Genomic DNA, 20126 nt, shown 5'->3' with positions numbered 1-20126 from the left:
CCGCTGGCCGCCGCCGGGCTGCTCAACCCCATGATCGCCGGAGCGGCGATGGCCTTCTCCAGCATCTTCGTCGTCAGCAACAGCCTCCGCCTGCGCCGCTTCCGTTAGAACGGCTAGGTGAAGGGCCTCCGGCAACACGTCCGGAGGCCCTTCTGCTTCAGGGGGCGCTGTCCCGGATGAACGACGGTCATGCCCTTTCAAGTGCACCAACCGGTTGCTGACGGCTACGCATCTGCCATTCCCGTGAACCCCGGTACAAAGATCTTCTACTCGGTGTGGATTTCTCTCCCACCGCCTCCCTCCCGGCCGTCCGAGAGGATAAAAACACACCCCTCACATCTCACAGTGATCATGACCAGATAGCGTTTACGCACGTGAACACGCTCCCCGAACCCCGGTCGCACGATGGTTGGCGGATCCTGCGGAGCGACGCCGGGCGGTTGTGGGCGACCCGCGAGCGCCCCTTCCCCCGCGCAGCCGAGATGGCAGGTGCCTTTCGGACCGTGGATGCCGACAACTTTGGGCAACTACACGCCGAGATCGCGCAGCAGGAACGTATCGCTGACGCGGCCCTGTCTGGGAGCGAACGCACCGCCAGAAGTGACGCGTGACTTACAGGTCAGCAGGTCCTCGCGTTCGTATGATAGGCCCGGCCGGTGCCCAGCTCGTCGTCCACCCGCTGTGGAGCCAGAGGGGTCGCATTCGGGTGCTCGGTGTCTACCCCGACGGAAGCAGAAGCGTCCTGCCGGACCAGAAGCGACACGAGATCACCGTGACCGCCGCCCGTGGTGCCGCGTCCATCGCCAAGAGGATCGAGCGGCGCCTCCTGCCCGGCTACCGGACCGATCTAGCGACTTGCCACGAACGCCTCACCGCCCGAGCCGTCCAAGACGGCACGCGTGGGTGCTCGCCGTACCGCAGGTGTGGGTATTCATCCCAGGTACGCGCCCAGCACGCCTGGGTCATCGACGCCCTTGCGGCCAAGTACCCGGCCGCCGCCGACCACCTCGACCACGCACGGGAGGACCTGCTGGCCTTCGCCCAGTTCCCCCGGGAAATCTGGAAGCAGATCTGGTCCAACAACCCCCAAGAACGGCTGAACAAGGAGATCCGCCGCCGCACCGACGTCGTGGGCATCTTCCCGAGTCGAGGCGCCATCATCCGGCTCGTCGGCGCCGTACTGGCCGAGCAGACCGACGAATGGACCGAAGCCCGCCGCTACATCGGCCCGGACATCCTCGCCAAAGCCCGCCTGCGAGTGATCCCCGGGCGGTTCCGCGATGGTGCAGGATGGCTAGCATCCATCACCTTTCCTATACGATCCGAGTGGTTGTCAGCATGCAGCAGCGTTGCGACCGATGTCAACAGGTTCGCGAAGACGCTAGAAGAGACCTCACGTCACGGTGGACGACGAAGCGACGATCGCGCGGGGCCGTGAGGCCAGGACGGGCGGAACACCACCGGGAAGATCTCGCGGCCGGCTTGCCGACGAGGTGTACGACACGCTGCTCCGACGCCGCCGTCTACGCCATGCGCCGGCACATCCTGCTGTCCGGCGAGCGGTTCCGGCGGTTGTTCGACGAGGTCAAGGGCTCGGACGAATCGCGGTAAAGGCTTGACGGGCGGGCTGGGCCGAGGAATGCTAACGCAACCGGATCATATTGGATTCACCTCATCCGCCCCAGTTGCGAGGAGAAGTAGGTGCCTAGAGCGCTGCTCCTTACCGGCGATGCCGCCGAGGAGCTCGACACCATGTATCCCTACTATCGCGTGCAGGAGGGCGGCTGGGACGTCGACGTCTCGTCACGGACGATGCGTGACGTTCAGCTGGTCATCCACGAGTTCGACCCCAACTCCGACGCCTACGTGGAGAAGAACGGCCGGAAGTTGCCGGTCGACGTGCCCTGGGCCGAGGTCGATGTCGAGCGCTATGACGCCCTCATCATCCCTGGTGGACGTGCCCCCGAGTGGATCCGGGTCGACGCCGACGTCAGGCGCATCACCGAGCACTTCTTCGCGCGCAACCTCCCGATCGCGCTGGTGTGCCACGGCGCGCAGGTGCCGGCTGTCTACGGGCTGCTGAAGGGCCGGAAGACGGCGTGCTTCCCCCCTATCACCGGTGACATGGAGAACGCGGGCGCGACGGTCATCGACGCTCCCGACGTCGTGGACGGCAACCTTGTCTCCTGCCGCGGCTGGCCCGACATGCCGCAGTTCGGCCGGGTGATGATGGAGGTCTTCTCGAAGTCCGTCAACTCCGCATCGGCATGAGCACACCTGGCCTGTTCCGGTGACGGCACTTCGGACCGTCACAGTCGGCGGCTCCCCCGTCCACGTCCTCGAGAGCGGCACCGGGCCCGCGGTGCTGATGCTGCACCGCTCCGGACCCGGTACGACCGGATCCGGAGCCTGGGCGACGACCGCACAGGTGCTGGCGACCGGCGCATGATGCAGGTGGTGGCGCAGGTCGGCCAATGGCTCGGGCTCGGCAGCTCGATCGTGGCCAACTTGTTCAACCCGCGACTGATCGTCATCGGGGGCTACTTCGCCTCACTGGCCGAGTGGCTGCTGCCCCACACGCAGGATCAGGTGCAGCGGCTCGTGGTGGCCGCCCCCGCCGCCCAGTGCCGATTCGTCGCCTCCACGCTCGGCTTCGGCGCCGCTTCCCGCGGCGCCGCGAGCATGGTGGTCAACCGGATCATCGACGACCCGACCACGATCATGGATTCACTACCCCGGCCGACAGCCTACTGACGGCCCCACAAACCTGGAGGCGGCACCTCTCCAGCAACCCCCGTATCCGCAACCAACGCCAACAAGCGGCAACAAGCGCGGCGGCGCGCGCCTTGCCTGACGTCCCCCCGGTCAGGAAGGGTTTCCCATGTCACCACGTCATCGAACGTGGGCCAGGCTGCTCGACGCAGCCCTGCCAGAAAACGGACGACGCCCCAGACGTCGCGCCGCGACCACGATGGCCTTAGCCCTCATCGCCCCTTTCATCACGCTCCTCGCGACGCCGGTGAGCGCCGAGGCCCCCACGGCGGCTAAGCCCGCTTTCAAGGTACTCGTGGTGCGCAGCACCCAGGACGCGGTGTCTTCGGCCGGCCTGGCCGCGATCCGGGATGCGGCCAGACCCGGTGAATTCACGGTCGTGGCGCCCGGGCCCGCTGACGTGGGCGACCATTTCACGGAGAAGAAGCTGAAGCAGTACCGCGCGGTCGTGTTCTTGGACACGGGTCGCGCGAGCCCGCTCACGGACACGCAACGCGCGAACTTCGAGAGCTACTTCCGCGACGGCGGCGGCTTCGTCGGCGTCGGCTCGGCGGTCGAGACCGACGAGTCCTGGTCGTTCCTGACCGACCTCCTGGGAACGCGTGCGTCCGGCAGGACCGACGTGCAATCGGGTGACGTGAAGGTCGCCGACCGCGTCCACGACGCGAGCAAGGATCTGCCGCAGTTCTGGTCGCGGACCGACAACTGGTACAACTTCACGAAGAACGTCCGCGGTGTGTCACACGTCCTCGCCACCGTCGTCGAGGACCCGTTCGGGCCGCAGCCGCAGGGCGCCGACCTCGACGGGATCGCCGGGGGCACGATGGGTGCCGATCACCCGGTCTCGTGGTGTAAGGACTTCCAGGGCGGCCGCTCGTTCTACACCGGCCTGGGCAACACGGCCGCGAGCTTCGACGCCGGCCTCACCAAGCACCTCAAGGGCGCGATCGGCTGGGCCGCGGGCCAGGCCGACCCGGTCTACAGCGACTGCGGCGCGACCGTGCTGGCCAACTACCAGCAGACGAAGATCGGCTCGCCGCCGAACCTGCAGGAGCCGATCGGCTTCGACCAGCTGCCGGACGGCCGCATCCTGCAGACGGACCGCCTCGGCTCGCTGCGCATGCACGACTCGACCACGGGCGTCACCACGGTCGTCGCCAACTTCGCCGACCCGAGCCTGCCGATGACGCAGCAGATCTACTCCGCGGGCGAGGACGGGCTCTATGGCCCGGCGGTCGACGCCGACTTCGCGACCAACAAGTGGGTCTACCTCTACTACTCGCCGAAGCAGGTCACCGACGTCAAGCTGAGCGACGGATCGGTCGTCACCCAGACCACGCCGAACACCAATCCGCCGAACGTGGCCGCGTCCAAGACCGCGTGGGATCCGTACGTGGGCTATTTCCAGCTCAGCCGCTTCAAGTTCGTCGACGCCACCGACAGCACGCCGGCGCACCTCGACATGGGCTCCGAGCAGCAGATCATGCGTGTGCCGGTCAACCGCCAGGAGTGCTGCCACGTCGGGGGCGACATCGACTTCGACAAGCACGGCAACCTCTGGCTGGTCACCGGCGATGACACGCCCGCGGGCGGCATCAACGCCGGCGGCTACGGACCGTACAACTCGCAGAAGACCGACGAGCAGCAGACCGTGCGCGTCACCAACGCGACGGGCGGCACGTTCACGCTGACCTTCGAGGGCCAGACGACGGCGCCGATCGCGTGGAACGCGGATCGCGATGCGATCGACGCGGCGCTCGAGGCGCTCCCGAACATCGAGGCGGATGAGATCCAGACCAGCGGCGGCCCGGTCAACACGTCGAACGTCAACGTGTTCTTCCGCCGCGGCAAGCAGCAGTCCGACCAGCCGCAGATCACCGCCGACGGCGCCGGCCTGACCGGCACCGCCACGCCGGCGATCGCCACCAACACGGCGCAGGAGGGCGGCTGGTATCAGCGGCTCACCGGTGACTCGCGCCGCACCTCGCTGAACACCAACGACCTGCGCGGCAAGGTGCTGCGGATCAAGGTCAAGGACGGCGACATCTCCGCCGCCGCCGCCAACAAGGTCGACTTCGGCTCCGGCACGGGCGCCTACTCGATCCCGTCGGGCAACCTGTTCCCGCTGGTCGGGGGAGCGCCGCAGGACAAGACGCGGCCGGAAGTCTACGCGATGGGTTTCCGCAACCCGTTCCGGATCCAGGTCGACGAGAACGACGTGGCCTACGTCGGCGACTACTCGCCCGACGCCCAGACACCGCAGCGCTCGCACGGCGCCCCGGGCACCGGCCGCTACGAGATTGTGCGCAAGCCGTCCAACTACGGCTGGCCGACGTGCTACAAGAGCGACCTCGCGCACTACGAGTGGAACTTCCACGAGTTCGCGCCCGGCACCACCACCGCGGGCACGCCACTGCACAACCCGCCTCGGAAGTTCGAGTGCGACGGGCCGACGCAGCGCAACGACTCGCTGTGGAACATCGAGGGCGGTCCGACGGTCGAGCCGGGCCTGAGGGACGTCCCGCCGGTCACCGACCCGGACATCTGGTACTCCTACCGCGACAACAACACGAGCGCGCCGCTCGGCACCCCGTGCGAGGCCTACTACGCGCCGACCCCGGGCCCGATCGCGCCCGGCTCGACGACCGAATGCCCGCGGCTGTTCCCCGAGCTCTACACCGGCGGCGTCGGTCCGCACGGGGTCACGAAGTACCACTACGACCCGGAGAACCCGAACCCCCACAAGTTCCCGCCGTACTACGACGACTCGGTGATCATCAGCGAGTGGACGCAGGACACGCTGCGCGAGGTCAAGCTCGACAAGCAGAACAACCACGTGCAGAAGATCAACAACTTCCTGGATTGCGGCAGCCGTGCGAACGCCGGGGCAGGCAGGTTCCGGTTCGAGTGCGACAACCCGATGGACTTGCAGTTCGGTTCTGACGGCGCGTTCTACCTGCTGACCTACGGCAACGGGTTCAACGTCATCAGCCCCGACGCGGGCATGTACAAGTGGGAGTACGTCAAGGGCAAGCGCGCGCCGAAGGCCGTGCTCACCACCGACCGCACCGATGGCCCAACGCCGCTGACCGTGAACTTCTCCAGCGACGGCTCGCTGGATGAGGATCCCGGCGACTCGATCCGCTACGAGTGGAACTTCGGCGACGGCTCGGCGATCGCGACCGACCCGAACCCGGCGCACACCTACACGCGGTCCGGCCGCTACACGGCCGTGCTGACCGTGCTCGACTCGTCCGGCAAGCGAACCTCGACCAGCACTGTGATCACTGTGGGCAATACGAGCCCGAAGGTGGTCGTCAATACGCCGGTGGAGGGCGGGACGTTCACGTTCGGCGACGACATCCCGTTCTCGGTCACGGTCACCGACCCCGAGGACGGGACGGTGAATTGCTCCGAGGTGGAGGTGACGTTCGTGCTCGGCCACGACTCGCACGGCCACGCCGAGGAGTCCGTGAACGGCTGCTCGGGCGTGCTCCACACGATCGCCGACGACGTCTCACACGGCGGCAACGTCTCCGGCGTGATCCAGGCGCGCTACACCGACCACGGCGGTCCGGGCGGGGTCCCACAGCTGACCACGACCGGCCAGCACCAGATCCGCCAGAAGCACCAGGAGGTGGAGTTCGTCGTCAACCAGTCCGGCACCAACACGGCGAACAACACCGACGGCGGCGCCGGCGTGCACCGCGGCAGCCTGGGCTCGGGCGACTGGCTCCAGCTCAACGGCCCATTCAACCTGACCAACATCGATTCGATCACGTTCCGCGTGGCGGACGCGGCGACCGGCCGCACGCCCGGGTCGCCGCTGGCGGCAATCGAGGTCCGTCAGGACTCGATCACCGGGCCGATCCTGACGACGGCCAACCTCGTGTCCACCGGCGGGACGGGAACCTGGACGAGCCAGACGTTCCCGGTCTCGATGTCCGGGACGCATGAGCTGTTCCTGGTGTTCCGCTCGGTCACGGGTGGCGCCACGGGCGGCAACCTGTTCAACCTCAACTGGGCCGAGTTCGTCGGCACGGGCATCGGCACCTAGCGAACCCGCCCGTGCCGACGAACCCGAGTTCGTCGGCACGGGCATCGGCTCCCAGCGAACCCGCCCGTATAGCGGCAAGAGAGAAGACAATCATGCGGAGAAGATTTCGCGCATCGGCAGTGGCCGCCTTCCTGACGGCGGCCGCACTCATCCCCGCGGCACCGTCGTGGGCACAGGAAACGACACCGCCGACGATCAACGTGGCGACGCTGTCGCCCTCTGCGCCGACCGGCCAGAACAACTGGTACACCGGCCCGGTGACGCTGAACGTGTCGGCGACCGACGACGTCGGCATCGCCAAGTTCCAGTACTCGCTCAACGGCGGCGCCGCCTACATCGACGTGCCCGTCGAGGGGGCGCCGGCGTCGGCCACGGCGTCGGCGGTGATCACGCAGGAGGGCAACACCAGCGTCCGGTACCGCGCGGTCGACACGGCCGGAAACGTCGCGGCGTTCCGCTCGATCTCGGTCCGGATCGACACGCGCGCGCCGGCTGCATCGTACCCGGCGATCACCGACGGTCACGTCGGTCACGTCGCCACACTTATCCCGACGCGCACGGACCCCGCCCCCGGCTCGGGCGGAGTGGCTGTGCTGAACATGTACCTCGACGGCAAGCTGGTCCCGCCGTTGCCGGTGCAGACCTCCGACCTGTCGCTCGGCGTGCACACGCTCGCGGTGCATCTCTCTGACGCTGCTTCCAACAGCGCGAAGTACACGCAGACGTTCATCGTGACGACATCGTTCGCGGACGTCGGCACGCTGATCGGCCGGTTCGTGACCGCCGGCAGCGTCCCGGCGGAGGTCGGCGCGGCGCTCCAAGCCAAGCTCGACCAGGCGAAGGCGCTCGCCGACGCCGGTTCGGCCAAGCAGGCGAGCCAGGTCATGAACGAGTTCGTCTCGATCGCCAACAGCCAGATCAGGCCCGGCTCGGCCCGCAGCACGCTCGTGGGCGATGCGCGTTACCTGATCGACCAGCTCAAGGGCCGGCTCGCGCCGGAGCCCGCGACGGGCCTCGAGTCTGAGCCCGCGGAGGGCCCGAAGTTCATCCCGGACCCGGTGCTCGCCCCGCTCCCGCACAACCCGGACGCCGACTACAACGTCCTGGTCTTCTCCAAGACGACGGGCTTCCGGCACGACCACATCCCGCACACCGTGGCCGCGATCCAGAAGCTCGGCATCGAGCAGAACTTCAACGTCGACGTCTACGACCCGCAACTCCCGACCGTCACGCTGCCCACGAGCCCGTTCCTGAGCCTCGACGAGCTCAAGAAGTACGACACGATCGTCTTCGAGTCCAACGTCGGGCACCCGGGCCCGCTTAATGCGATCACCGAGCAGCCGAACTTCGAGGCCTACATGAACCAGGGCGGCGGCTATGTCGGCATCCACGGCGCCGCCGACTCGTTCGAGCTCCGCACCTGGCCGTGGTACGGCAACCTCGTAGGTGGGTTCTTCACCAACCACCCGAACGGCCAGAACGGGTTCGGCCAGTGCGGCAGCTGCATCCACGCCGAGGTGGTGACCGAGGACAACACGCACCCGGCGACCGCGCATCTCCCTGCCAAGTGGATGACGGTCGACGAGCTCTACAACTTCGACCGCAACATGCGGGCCGACGTGCACACACTGCTGAGCCTCAACGAGGACAGCTACCAGCGCAGCCTCAACAGCGGCAACGCGGCCACCAACCCGCTGCGGCTGATGAACGGCGACCACCCGATCGCGTGGTGCCAGAACTGGGGCGGTGGTAAGGCGTTCTCGAACATCCTCGGCCACTTCCGGACGCATTACTACGACGACTCGTTCATGCGGATCATCCTCGGCGGGATCGAGACGACCGCCGGCCGGACGGCCGCCAACTGCTCGTCCTACCGCGAGACCAGCCTGCTGATCGAGGCCGACCGAGCGGCCGGGCTACTGACCGCGGACGCCGCGGACGCCGCCGATGCCGCCCTGGACATCGCGCGGGACAGCTACCTGGCAACCAACTACACCACCGCCATCCCGGCGCTGAACTCGATCGTCGACCTGGCGAACGACAAGGCCTCCGGCGACGCTGCGGCGCGTTCCGAGCTCGCGCGGCAGGCGCGCGAGCTGCGGGAGTGGATGCAGAACCTCAACCGCCGCTGACCCGTTGACGCGGCGGGGGCGGTAGATCGCCGCTCCCGCCGCGCTGACGCTGGAGCGCACCACTATCGCGGATTTACGCACGACCTTCTCCTGATCAGCGACGAAACATCGGTAGGTGCCGTGCGAGCTTGAGGTGCTGCGCCTCATCGCGGATGGCCTCAACAGCGAGATCGCCGCCAGCCTGGTGTTCAGCCAGGAGACGTCAAGCCCTAGGTGTCGCGCATCCTCACCAAGCTCGACCTCCGCGACCAGTCCAGGCGGCGGTATACGCCTACCGCCCTGGCGACCTGAGACAGATCTCCGACCCGGACACGGCGAGGAAATCCCCACCCTTGCGCTAGTTGTACGCCATCCTTCGCCCCGTATCGTCCCCATCAGTGATCCCGTCTGCGTGAGAAGGGACCGGCATGTCCGATGATGCGGTGCGACGGGTTTTCCGATCAGTCGACTCGTTCGATCCTGAAGAGTTTGGGCGACTGCTGGCCGAGGATGCCACGCTGATATTCGGCAATGCCGAACCGCTTGCGGGACGTGAGGCGATCGTCACCGGCCTCCGGGACTTCTACTCCACCATCGGCGGTCTGCAGCACCGGATCGTCCGGAACTGGCGGGTGGATGCCGACACCATCGCCGAGACCGAGGTGACCTACCGGAGGCTCGACGGCAAGGATGCAAGCGCCGTAGCCGTATCGATCTGGCGCACCCGCGACGACGGTCTGATCTCGGACTACCGCATCTTCGTCGATCTCGCCCCCGTCTATGCGGTCTAGTACTCCAGTGACACTTCGCCATCTTCGCGGTTGAGGTGGCATGAGAACGGCAGGCCGCCGGTAGTTTCCAGTCACAGCGCTAGGGACGCCGAGCGGCGCTCCTCATCCGATCCACCCTCTCGTACGAAGCGACACGGCGCGTTTGCCGCAGAACGCCGAGCAGTAGAGACGACGCACGGAGAACGGAGGCATAGGCTGCGCGCAGACCAAACAAGCCCCTGACGGTACCGGCGCCACGAGTTCGGCCAGAAGGCGCTCGACTCCTGGCAACTGATCCGGCAGCGGATCATCATCCGGTCGGCAATGCTCGTAGGCGATGAGACGGAAGAAGGCGGTCCGCAGGACCTTCAACTCTCGCCTGCGAGTGCCCAAGAGGGCGAGGTACCTGTCCACAGGCCAGGTGATCAGTGCTGCCGCACGGGTGAGATACACGCCCACGGAGTCGATGCTGTACTGATCGTTCAGGTCGAGTAGCACATGGCCGAGCAACTGCTGGATGGTCGCCTGGCTAAAGATGTGCACGTTCCGGGTGCTCTTGAAGTCGATCAATATGCCATCGGCAATGAGGTCAGCGTCTGCGGAGATCAACGCGCTTCCTTCGAAGACAGGCCCGGAGAGGCATGTGTCCTCAGCGCACTGCGCGCGAAGCTGATCAAGCGGGCTGTCTTCCGCGGCGTGTAGTTGCGCCAAGAGGTCGTTCACTAGCGCGGGAGTTGCGATCTGAAGCATCCGCTCGAAGTCGAAGGACTCCGCGTCTCCGTGGATAGCTTTGAAAAGAGGCGTGTCGGGAAATGCGAACGGATTGCGGTAGTTCAGGGCGAACCATGCGGCGCACAGCAACACACGGGCGAGACGTTCCTCCTCCTCGTCGCTTCGAAGCATCGGGAGCGTCCGCGAAGCAAGATCCAGGGACTGGACGAGCCGGGGCAGTTCATCTGACAGGGACCGACCGAGCTCTGCGAGCCGGCTCCAGGTTTCGCCTGCGAGGGTGCTCCTCGCCTGGATTCGGCAGTTGTCGATGCCCTGCAGGGTCGCCATGTCGACAGGCGAATTGCAGGTGAAGCACAGGCGCAAGCGCTGATCGAGAGCAGTCCCGACGGTCCCCGCCTCGTAGCCGACTCCCTCTCCGGGCAGGAGAAGCGGTTTCGGAGGCAGCTGCGCAAGGTACGTGGACCGAACCGGCCTCGCTCCGGCGGTGATCTCTCGATCCAGGAAGCGTCGCAAGGGAGTCCTCGGCGAATCCAACCCCTGTGTAAGGCTCACATCACGGACGGTACAGGCTGGCTACGACATTGCCAGTGATGCCGTTCATGACCTCACAGGCGTTCAATCTCATCCGCTCGCGGCGTAGATCAGCTGCCAGGACCTGCCGATGTAGATCGATGTCTGCTACCTGGTGCCGGACACCCGTAATGGCAAATCGATGGCAAACGATCAAAAGGCCAGATCCCGGATCTTGGGAACTGGCCTCTGAGCTGGTACTTCGTGGTGGGGCTACCAGGACTTGAACCTGGGACCTCTTCCTTATCAGGGAAGCGCTCTAACCGACTGAGCTATAGCCCCGCACTGCGCAACGAACGTTACCGCATCCCGTTTCCGGTGGCGAATCCGTCGCTTCGAACGAGGAAAAGCTTACCGTGTCCGGGCCCCTGGTCGTGCCACCGAGTGCACCTTCGTACGGCGGGCCGCTCGGGTGGGGCGGCCAGCCGTACCGTGCCTGCTGCGGCCGGGGTCACTCGGCTTCGCTGAAGGTGACCTCGACACCGCCCACGAGGTCCGCGGAGATGTTGTAGATCACCGCGCCGAGGGTGGAGAGCGCGGTGATGAGCACGACGTTCAACGCGCCCAGCAGTGCCGCGTACCCGAGGATGCGGACCGGCTCGAACCAGCTGCCGATGTCGATGGTCCCGGCCCCGTTGCCGGCGGCGCCGCCGCTCGTGGTGAGCTGCGTCACGGTCTCGGTGATCGAGGAGAAGACGCCGAGCGCCGACAGCACGCCGTACAGCACGGCGACGGCCACGAACAGCACGACGAAGCACACCAGCGACACGACGAAGCTGAACTTCATCGCCGACCACGGCTCGATCCTGCGCAGGACCAGGTGGGCCTTGCGCGGCGGGCGCAGCCCGGACTTCTTGTCCTTGGAACCCTTCGATTCCTTGGAATCCTTGGAGGACTCGGTGCGATCCCCGGCGGGGCCGAAGCTCAGCCCGCGTACGGAACCGCCGTCCACCGAGGGCCGGGCGTTGTCCACAGACGGGCGCCCGTTGTCCACAGAGGGTGTGGACGCACCGAGGCCCGCGGGGCGGGGATACTGCGCGGTCGCCCCGCCGACGTCGGACCTGCCGTTCTCGGACGCTCCGTCCGTGGCCGCCTGCCGCTTCCAGGGCTGGTCGGCGGCCGAGGTCCGGATGCGCATGGTGTCGTCGGCCTTCGCCTTGTCGGCGGCGGTCACGTCATCTCCTTCGGAAGCCACCTTGGCGACGCTACCGCCATCGTGCGCCCGCGCGGTAACCCCGTTCGGGGACGACGCCGGGCGGGCGCCCGTCGGTCTCTGCTTGCCGCCGGGTGTCCGGGGCCCGCCGGTGTCACTCATGCCACACCCTCGTCAGACGCCGCACTGTGCTGGTCGAGTCGCTCGCTACGCTCGCTCATGCCTCGCCTCCTGCCCCGTTCTCCTCGGTCTCCAACGACTCGGCGTTGCGAGCGAGGGCCACAACGCTGTCACCCTCGGCCAGGTTCATCAGGCGGACGCCCATGGTCTGGCGGCCCGACTGCTTGATCTCGCCGGCGCTGGTACGGATCACCCCGCCGGCAGAGGTGATCGCGAAGACCTCGTCCTCGGGACGCACCATGACGGCTCCGACCAGCTTGCCACGAGCACTGACGATCTTCGCCGTCAGGACGCCCTTGCCGCCCCGGCCCTGCACCGGGTACTGGTCGGCGGGTGTCCGCTTCGCATACCCACCCTCGGTCGCGATCAACACGTCGTCGCCGTCGCTCATGACGTTCATCGCGAGCAGTTCGTCACCGTCCACGAACCGCATGCCGATCACACCGCTGGTGGCCCGGCCCATCGGGCGCAGCGCGTCGTCGGAGGCGGTGAACCTGATCGACTGCGCGTTCTTCGACACGAGCAGCAGGTCATCACCCTCGGAGACGAGACGGGCGGCGATCACCTCGTCATCTTCGCGCAGGTTGATCGCGATCAGGCCACCGGATCGCGGCGAATCGTATTCGGACAGCCGCGTTTTCTTGACCAGGCCGCTGCGGGTCGCCAGCACCAGGTACGGCGCGACGTTGTAGTCCCGCAGGTCGAGGATCTCCATCACGTGCTCGTCGGGCTGCATGGCGAGCAGGTTGGCCAGGTGCTGGCCGCGAGCGTCCCGGCCCGAGTCCGGCAGCTCGTACGCCTTGAAGCGGTAGACCCGGCCCTTGTTGGTGAATGCCAGCAGCCAGTGGTGCGTCGTGGTGACGAAGAAGTGCTCCACGATGTCGTCCTGGCGGAGCTGTGCTCCCCTGACCCCCTTGCCGCCGCGCCGCTGCGCGCGGTAGAGGTCGGTGCTCGTCCGCTTGGCGTAGCCACCGCGCGTGATCGTGACGACCACGTCCTCCTCGGCGATCAGGTCCTCGATGGACATGTCGCCCTCGTACGCGGTGATCTCGGTCTTCCGCTCGTCGCCGTACCTGGCGACGATCTCCCCGAGCTCGTCCGACACGAGCCGCCGCTGCCGCGGCTCGGAGGCCAGGATGTCCTGGTAGTCGGCGATCTGCGTCATCAGGCCGTCGTACTCGTCCTGGATCTGCTGCCGCTCCAGCGCGGCCAGCTTGCGCAGCTGCATGTCGAGGATGGCCTGCGCCTGGACCTGGTCGATGTCCAGCAGCGTCATCAGGCCGCCCTGCGCCTCGGCCGCCGACGGCGACCGCCGGATCAGGGCGATGACGTCGTCGAGCCGGTCGAGCGCCTTGAGCAGACCGCGCAGGATGTGCGCCCGCTCCTCCGCCTTGCGCAGCAGGAACCGGGTCCGCCGGACCACGACCTCGATCTGGTGCGTGATGTAGTGACGGACGAACTGGTCGAGCCGCAGCGTCCGCGGCACACCGTCCACCAGCGCGATCATGTTCGCGCCGAACGTGGTCTGGAGCTGGGTGTGCTTGTAGAGGTTGTTCAGCACGACCTTGGCGACCGCGTCGCGCTTGAGCACGATCACCAGCCGCTGGCCGGTGCGCGACGACGTCTCGTCGCGGACGTCCGCGATCCCGGTGACCTTGCCGTCCCTGACCAGCTCGGCGATCGTGAGCGCGAGGTTGTCCGGGTTCACCTGGTACGGCAGGGCCGTGACGACCAGGCACTGCCGTCCCTTGGGGTCCTCCTCGACCTCGACGATGGCTCGCATGATGATCGAGCCGCGGCCCGTGCGGTAGGCGTCCTCGATGCCGCGGCGGCCGACGATCAGCGCGCCGGTCGGGAAGTCGGGGCCCTTGACCCGCGCGAGCAGCCCGTCGAGCAGCTCCTCGTCACTGGCCTCGGGGTTGTCGAGCGCCCACTTGACGCCCTCGCCGACCTCGCGGAGGTTGTGCGGCGGGATGTTCGTCGCCATGCCGACCGCGATGCCGGCCGAGCCGTTCACCAGCAGGTTCGGGAACCGCGACGGGAGGACGACCGGCTCCTGCGACCGCCCGTCGTAGTTGGGCTGGAAGTCGACGGTCTCCTTGTCGATGTCCCGGAGCATCTCCATGGCGATCGGCGCGAGGCGGCACTCGGTGTACCGCATCGCGGCGGCCGGGTCGTTGCCCGGCGAGCCGAAGTTGCCCTGGCCGTCGACCAGCGGGTAGCGCAGCGACCACGGCTGCGCGAGCCGTACGACGGTGTCGTAGATCGACGTGTCGCCGTGGGGGTGGTAGGAGCCCATGACGTCGCCGACGACGCGGGAGCACTTGAAGTAGCCGCGGTCGGGCCGGTAGCCGCCGTCGAACATCGCGTACAGCACGCGGCGATGCACGGGCTTGAGGCCGTCGCGGACGTCGGGCAGCGCGCGGGACACGATGACGGACATCGCGTAGTCCATGTAGCTGCGCTGCATCTCGGCCTGGATGTCGACCGGCTCGATGCGATCGGCGGGAGGCCCAGGCGGCGTGTTCACTTCCGTCACGAAAAGTCCTTCTGGTCGGCCACGCTGCTCAGACGTCGAGGAAGCGGACGTCGCGTGCGTTGGTGATGATGAAGTTCCTGCGGGCCTCGACGTCCTCGCCCATCAGCACGCTGAACAGGTCGTCGGCCTGGGCGGCGTCGTCGAGGGTGACCTGGCGCAGCACGCGGGTGTCGGGGTTCATCGTGGTGTCCCACAGCTGGGAGGCGTTCATCTCGCCCAGACCCTTGAACCGCTGCACACCGTCGTGGAGCCGGGGGTCGCGCCGGCCGCGGGCGACGCCGTCCTCGATGATCGCGTCCCGCTCCCGGTCGGAGTACGCGTACGAGGCGTCCTCACCCTTGCGGTCCCACTTGATCTTGTACAGCGGCGGCTGGGACAGGTAGACGTGCCCGGCCTCGATCAGCGGGCGCATGAACCGGAACAGCAGCGTCAGCAGCAGCGTGGTGATGTGCTGGCCGTCCACGTCGGCGTCCGCCATCAGGATCAGCTTGTGGTAGCGCAGCTTCGAGATGTCGAACTCGTCGTGCACGCCGGTGCCGAGGGCCGTGATGAGCGCCTGGACCTCGTTGTTCTTGAGGACCTTGTCGATCCGGGCCTTCTCGACGTTCAGGATCTTGCCGCGGAGCGGGAGGATCGCCTGGAACTTCGGGTCGCGCCCGCCCTTGGCCGAGCCGCCGGCCGAGTCGCCCTCGACGATGAACAGCTCGCACTTCTCCGGCTCCGACCACTGGCAGTCGGCCAGCTTGCCCGGCAGGCCGCTGCCGCTCTCCAGCAGGGACTTGCGCCGGGTGAGGTCGCGGGCCTGCCGTGCCGCGATGCGGGCGCGGGCCGCCTGGAGCGACTTGTTGATGATCTCCTTGGCCTCGCCCGGGTTGCGCTCGAACCAGTCGCGCAGGTGGTCGTTGCAGGCCTTCTGGACGAAGGACTTCGCCTCGGTGTTGCCCAGCTTGGTCTTGGTCTGACCCTCGAACTGCGGGTCGGCCAGCTTCACCGAGATGATCGCGGCCAGGCCTTCGCGGACGTCGTCACCGCTGAGGTTGTCGTCCTTGCCTTCCTTGAGGAACTTCTGCTCGCGCGCGTACCGGTTGACGATGGTCGTCAGCGCGGCGCGGAAGCCCTCCTCGTGGGTGCCGCCCTCGGCCGTGTTGATCGTGTTGGCGAACGTGTAGACCGACTCGCTGTAGGTGGCGTTCCACTGCATCGCGATCTCGACCGAGATGCCGTCGCCGTGCTCCTCGAAGTCGATCACCGAGTTGTGGATCGCGTCCTTCTTCGAGTTGAGGTGCTTCACGAAGTCGGACAGGCCGCCCTCGTAGTGGTACGTGAGCACCTTGGGCTCGTCGTCGATGATGTGATCGGGCCGCTCGTCGGTCAGCGTGATCTTGAGACCCTTGTTCAGGAAGGCCATCTCCTGGAACCGGCGCGCGAGCGTCTCGAAGTTCCAGGCGGTCGTCTCGAAGATGTCCGGGTCGGGCCAGAAGCTGATGGTCGTGCCGTGCTCGTCAGTCGGCTCGCCCTTCTCGAGCGGCGCCGTGGGCTTGGCCGTCACGTACTTCTGCCGCCACACGTGGCCGTCGGTGCGGACCTCGACCTCCAGGCGCGTCGACAGCGCGTTGACGACCGAGGCGCCCACGCCGTGCAGACCGCCCGAGACGGCGTACGACTTGCTGTCGAACTTGCCGCCGGCGTGCAGCACGGTGAAGACGACCTCGACGGCCGGCCTGCCCTCGGCGGCGACGATGCCCACGGGAATGCCGCGTCCGTGGTCCATCACGCGCACGCCGCCGTCGGCGAGCAGGGTGACCTCGATCAGGTCGTTGTAACCGGCCAGCGCCTCGTCGACCGCGTTGTCGACGATCTCGTAGACCAGGTGGTGCAGTCCGCGCTCGCCGGTGGAGCCGATGTACATGCCGGGGCGCTTGCGGACCGCTTCCAGTCCTTCGAGAACGGTGATAGAGCTAGCGTCGTAGGACAAGTGCGAAATCCTCCTGCCGCGGACACGCGGCGGGCGGCACCGTGGATTGGCTGCCCCTGCCGTGCCCGTCACCGTCGTGAGTGCCCCGATGCGGCACCCAGGGAAATCGGCCCATGGGGCCGGGGTGACGCAAACCGGACGTGTCCTTGAGTCCGTTTACATTCTACCGGTCCGACCGACAACAGGTGGCATTCACGGGGGCTGTGATGCCCTGTCGCTTGACGATCATGTTTCCGAGCACCCCCCACACGGAACGGGGGTCGGAGCCTCACACGCGATTTTGGGCCGGTTCGGGCTCTCCACGGGTCGGTTCGACGCTTGTCACGGCCGGTTCGGCGCGCATCCCGGGCGATTCGGCGCTCGACGCGGGGCTCGCGAGGCGCGCACCGCCACCCGCGCTCAGCCGTAGGTGTCGCCGGGCCCGCGGCTTCCGCGTACGCGCAGGCCGCCCTCCGGGCGGTGCCCGGAGCCCGGGCCGTGCACCTTGACCCGGGTCACGGTGCCGTCGCCGAGCTCCTCGTTCAGCCGCCTGACCAGGGTGGACGCGAGCAACCGCACCTGCGTCGCCCAGGCGGTGGAGTCGGCGGCGACCAGCACCTCTCCGTCCTCGAAGGTCTCCGGCCTGGTGTGGGCGGCCAGTTCCGGGCCGACGATCTCCGCCCAGCGGCCGAACACGCCGCCGACCGCGACCGGCTGTTCCCATCCCCGGGCGGCGAGCAGGTCGCGGATCGCCCGCCCGAACGGCAGCGGGTCCCCGGAGTCCCGCCGCGGGGCGCCCGCCCCGGACCGGCGGCGCGGCTCGGTCCGCGGAAGCTGTCCCCGCTTCAGCGCGTCCGCCTTCGCCTGGGCCAGCTTCTCCCGCGCGAGCGCGGCACCCCGCGCGACCGAGCCCTGCGGCGACTGTCCACCGGCTGTGGATATCTCATCGGACACGGGACACGCTCCCTTCCAACACGTCGAACCGGGCACCGGTCAGCTCGGGGGGCACGTCGTCCGGCACCGCCGCCGTGATGAGCACCTGCTCGGCCGGGGCGACGATCTCGGTGAGCCGCCTGCGCCGCTGGCCGTCCAGCTCGGCGAAGACGTCGTCCAGGATCAGCACGGGGTCGCCGCCGTCGGCTCTCAGCAGGTCGTAGGCGGCCAGCCGCAGCGCGAGCGCGAACGACCACGACTCGCCGTGACTCGCGTAGCCGCGGGCCGGCAGCTCGCCCAGCCGCAGCAGCAGGTCGTCGCGGTGCGGGCCGACGAGGGTCACGCCGCGTTCCAGCTCCGACTGGCGAGCCTCCGCGAGGCCCGCCCGCAGGTGCTCGGCCAGCAGTTCCCGGTTTGTCCCCAAGGTGGGGATATCTGTGGATAACCCCGATGGCCGGTATTCGAGATCGGCGAGTCCCGACGACGGGGCGAGGGTGGCGTACGCCTTCGCCACGAGGGGGCGCAGCGCGTCCACCAGGCGTAGCCGCGCCGCCAGCAGTTCCGCGCCGTGACGCACGAGGTGGGAGTCCCAGACCTCGAGCGTGCTCATGACGTCTCCCGCGCCCGCCGCGGCGAAGGCCACGTCGTCCTCCTGCCTGCGGCCGCCGCGCCGCCGTCCCGCCCGCGTCGCCGCGGCCGTACGGAGGAGGGCGTTGCGCTGCTTGAGCACGCGCTCGTAGTCGGCCCGCACGCCGGCGAACCTGGGGACGCGGGCCACGAGCAGGTCGTCCATGAAACGACGGCGCTCCGACGGGTCGCCCTTCACCAGCGCGAGGTCCTCCGGGGCGAACAGCACGGTCCGCAGCAGTCCGAGGGCGTCGCGCGGCCGGGGGACGGGCGAGCGGTTCACCCTGGCACGGTTGGCCCGGCCCGGGTTGATCTCCACCTCGATCAGCGCGCGCCGGTCGTCCCTGACCACCGCCCCGCGCACGATCGCCCGCTGCGCGCCGTGGCGTACGAGCGGCGCGTCGGTGGCCACGCGGTGGCTCGAATGGGTCGCGAGGTAGCCCAGCGCCTCGACCAGGTTGGTCTTGCCCTGCCCGTTCGGGCCGACGAACGCCGTCGCCCCCGGTTCCAGCACGAGTTCGACCTCCGAGTACGACCGGAAGTCGGTGAGGGACAGGCTCGCCACGTGCACCCCGCCAGGCTAGTGCCGGTGCCCGGCCTTCGTGTCCCGGCCGCGGAGCGCTGTGGACGATCGGGCGGGTATGAGCCGGTGATCCACAGCCTGTGGAGAATCGACGCCGAGCGTCAGCGCTCGGTTTCCACCGGCGGGGTGACGTCGGCGCCGGGGGCGTCGGCGCCCTTGCCGGTCTGACCCTCGGTGGAGGCGACCGCATGCCCGCCGAACTGGTTGCGCAGCGCCGCGACCATCTTCATCGCGGGGGAGTCGGCCTGACGTGAGGCGAAACGGGCATACAGCGCGGCCGTGATGGCCGGCAGGGGCACGGCGTGGTCAACGGCGGCCTGGACCGTCCAGCGGCCCTCCCCGGAGTCCTCCGCGTAGCCCTTGAGCTCGGTGAGGTCGGGGTCCTCCTCCAGCGCCCGCACCATCAGGTCGAGCAGCCACGACCGGATGACGGTGCCGTGCCGCCAGCTCTTGAACGTCTCGGGGACGTTGGTCACGGCGTCGCTCGCCTCGAGCAGTTCCCAGCCCTCGGCGAAGGCCTGCATCATGCCGTACTCGATGCCGTTGTGGACCATCTTCGCGAAGTGGCCGGCGCCCACGCCGCCGGCGTGGACGAAGCCGTCCGCACCCTCGGGCTTGAGCGTGTCGAAGATCGGCATGAGCCGGCGGACGTGCTCCTCGTCGCCACCGGTCATCAGCGCGTAGCCGTACTCCAGGCCCCAGACGCCGCCGCTGACGCCCACGTCGACGAAGCCGATGCCGTGGGCGCCGAGGTCGGCCGCGTGCCGCTGGTCGTCCAGATAGTGCGAGTTGCCGCCGTCGATGACGACGTCGCCCTCCGACAGCAGGTCGCGCAGCTGCTCGATCGTGCTCCGCGTGGGCGCCCCGGCGGGGACCATGACCCAGACCGCGCGCGGCGCCTGAAGCCTCTCCACGAGGTCCTTCAGGCTGCCGACGTCGCTGACCGAGGGATCGCGGTCGTAGCCCACGACCTCGTGGCCGCCGCGCCGCAGCCGCTCGGCCATGTTGCCGCCCATTTTGCCGAGCCCGATCATGCCGATCTGCATCTGAGCCACCCCTCAACCTCTGCGTCGTCCACAGCGTCGTCCACCGAGGCACGCGTACCCATGCATCGGGGGTCCATGCCCGCAGGAGATCGTACGCCC

Annotated in this window: 14 protein-coding genes, 1 tRNA gene and 1 pseudogene; 8 read left to right on the top strand and 8 right to left on the bottom strand. The window is 68.0% G+C overall.

The window, feature by feature from the left end; translation table 11 throughout:
• Positions 1-931 precede the first annotated feature (931 nt).
• The 8 genes and pseudogenes from ACWEQG_RS20730 to ACWEQG_RS20695 form a co-directional block, all read left to right on the top strand.
• Positions 932-1264 (top strand): annotated as a pseudogene (locus tag ACWEQG_RS20730) (transposase); the annotation flags it as partial.
• Between the two features lie 218 nt (positions 1265-1482).
• Complete coding sequence (locus ACWEQG_RS20725; RefSeq protein ID WP_452286783.1) at positions 1483-1611, top strand: hypothetical protein; 129 nt, start codon at positions 1483-1485, stop codon at positions 1609-1611.
• 90 nt (positions 1612-1701) lie between these two features.
• Positions 1702-2271 (top strand): DJ-1/PfpI family protein, encoded by a 570-nt coding sequence (locus ACWEQG_RS20720; protein ID WP_139572575.1) that lies wholly within the window; start codon positions 1702-1704, stop codon positions 2269-2271.
• Positions 2272-2290: 19 nt separating this feature from the next.
• Entirely contained in the window at positions 2291-2449 is a 159-nt protein-coding gene (locus ACWEQG_RS20715) for an alpha/beta fold hydrolase (RefSeq protein WP_452286781.1), read from the top strand.
• A complete protein-coding gene (locus ACWEQG_RS20710) occupies positions 2446-2754 on the top strand; it encodes an ROK family protein (RefSeq protein ID WP_452286780.1) in 309 nt (102 codons plus the stop codon). The genes ACWEQG_RS20715 and ACWEQG_RS20710 overlap by 4 nt, the downstream gene beginning before the upstream one ends.
• 316 nt (positions 2755-3070) lie before the next feature.
• On the top strand, positions 3071-6829 hold the full coding sequence (locus tag ACWEQG_RS20705; protein ID WP_452286777.1) for a ThuA domain-containing protein: 3759 nt from the start codon (positions 3071-3073) through the stop codon (positions 6827-6829).
• Between the two features lie 92 nt (positions 6830-6921).
• Entirely contained in the window at positions 6922-8961 is a 2040-nt protein-coding gene (locus tag ACWEQG_RS20700; RefSeq protein ID WP_452286775.1) for a ThuA domain-containing protein, read from the top strand.
• 407 nt (positions 8962-9368) lie between these two features.
• Positions 9369-9731: a nuclear transport factor 2 family protein gene (locus ACWEQG_RS20695; protein WP_452286773.1), complete on the top strand. Its 363-nt coding sequence runs from the start codon at positions 9369-9371 to the stop codon at positions 9729-9731.
• Positions 9732-9833: 102 nt separating this feature from the next.
• Here ACWEQG_RS20695 and ACWEQG_RS20690 read toward each other — a convergent pair whose 3' ends face one another.
• From ACWEQG_RS20690 to gnd, 8 genes are all read right to left on the bottom strand, one after another.
• Entirely contained in the window at positions 9834-10769 is a 936-nt protein-coding gene (locus ACWEQG_RS20690) for a hypothetical protein (RefSeq protein WP_452286771.1), read from the bottom strand.
• 448 nt (positions 10770-11217) lie between these two features.
• Positions 11218-11294 (bottom strand) — tRNA-Ile (locus ACWEQG_RS20685).
• 169 nt (positions 11295-11463) lie between these two features.
• Positions 11464-12186 (bottom strand): DUF3566 domain-containing protein, encoded by a 723-nt coding sequence (locus tag ACWEQG_RS20680; RefSeq protein ID WP_363460225.1) that lies wholly within the window; start codon positions 12184-12186, stop codon positions 11464-11466.
• Positions 12187-12382: 196 nt separating this feature from the next.
• Entirely contained in the window at positions 12383-14884 is a 2502-nt protein-coding gene (gene gyrA, locus ACWEQG_RS20675; protein ID WP_452286769.1) for a DNA gyrase subunit A, read from the bottom strand.
• Between the two features lie 28 nt (positions 14885-14912).
• On the bottom strand, positions 14913-16859 hold the full coding sequence (gene gyrB, locus ACWEQG_RS20670) for a DNA topoisomerase (ATP-hydrolyzing) subunit B (RefSeq protein WP_452286767.1): 1947 nt from the start codon (positions 16857-16859) through the stop codon (positions 14913-14915).
• A gap of 399 nt (positions 16860-17258) precedes the next feature.
• On the bottom strand, positions 17259-17792 hold the full coding sequence (locus ACWEQG_RS20665; protein WP_363460219.1) for a DUF721 domain-containing protein: 534 nt from the start codon (positions 17790-17792) through the stop codon (positions 17259-17261).
• Complete coding sequence (gene recF / locus ACWEQG_RS20660; RefSeq protein WP_452286765.1) at positions 17782-18969, bottom strand: DNA replication/repair protein RecF; 1188 nt, start codon at positions 18967-18969, stop codon at positions 17782-17784. The genes ACWEQG_RS20665 and recF overlap by 11 nt, the downstream gene beginning before the upstream one ends.
• Before the next feature lie 113 nt (positions 18970-19082).
• A complete protein-coding gene (gnd, locus tag ACWEQG_RS20655; protein ID WP_363460333.1) occupies positions 19083-20027 on the bottom strand; it encodes a phosphogluconate dehydrogenase (NAD(+)-dependent, decarboxylating) in 945 nt (314 codons plus the stop codon).
• Positions 20028-20126: the final 99 nt, after the last annotated feature.

The organism is Microbispora sp. NPDC004025, from assembly GCF_053604425.1.
Note: the sequence above shows the minus strand (reverse complement) of the source record. Positions and strands in the feature narration are given on the sequence as shown.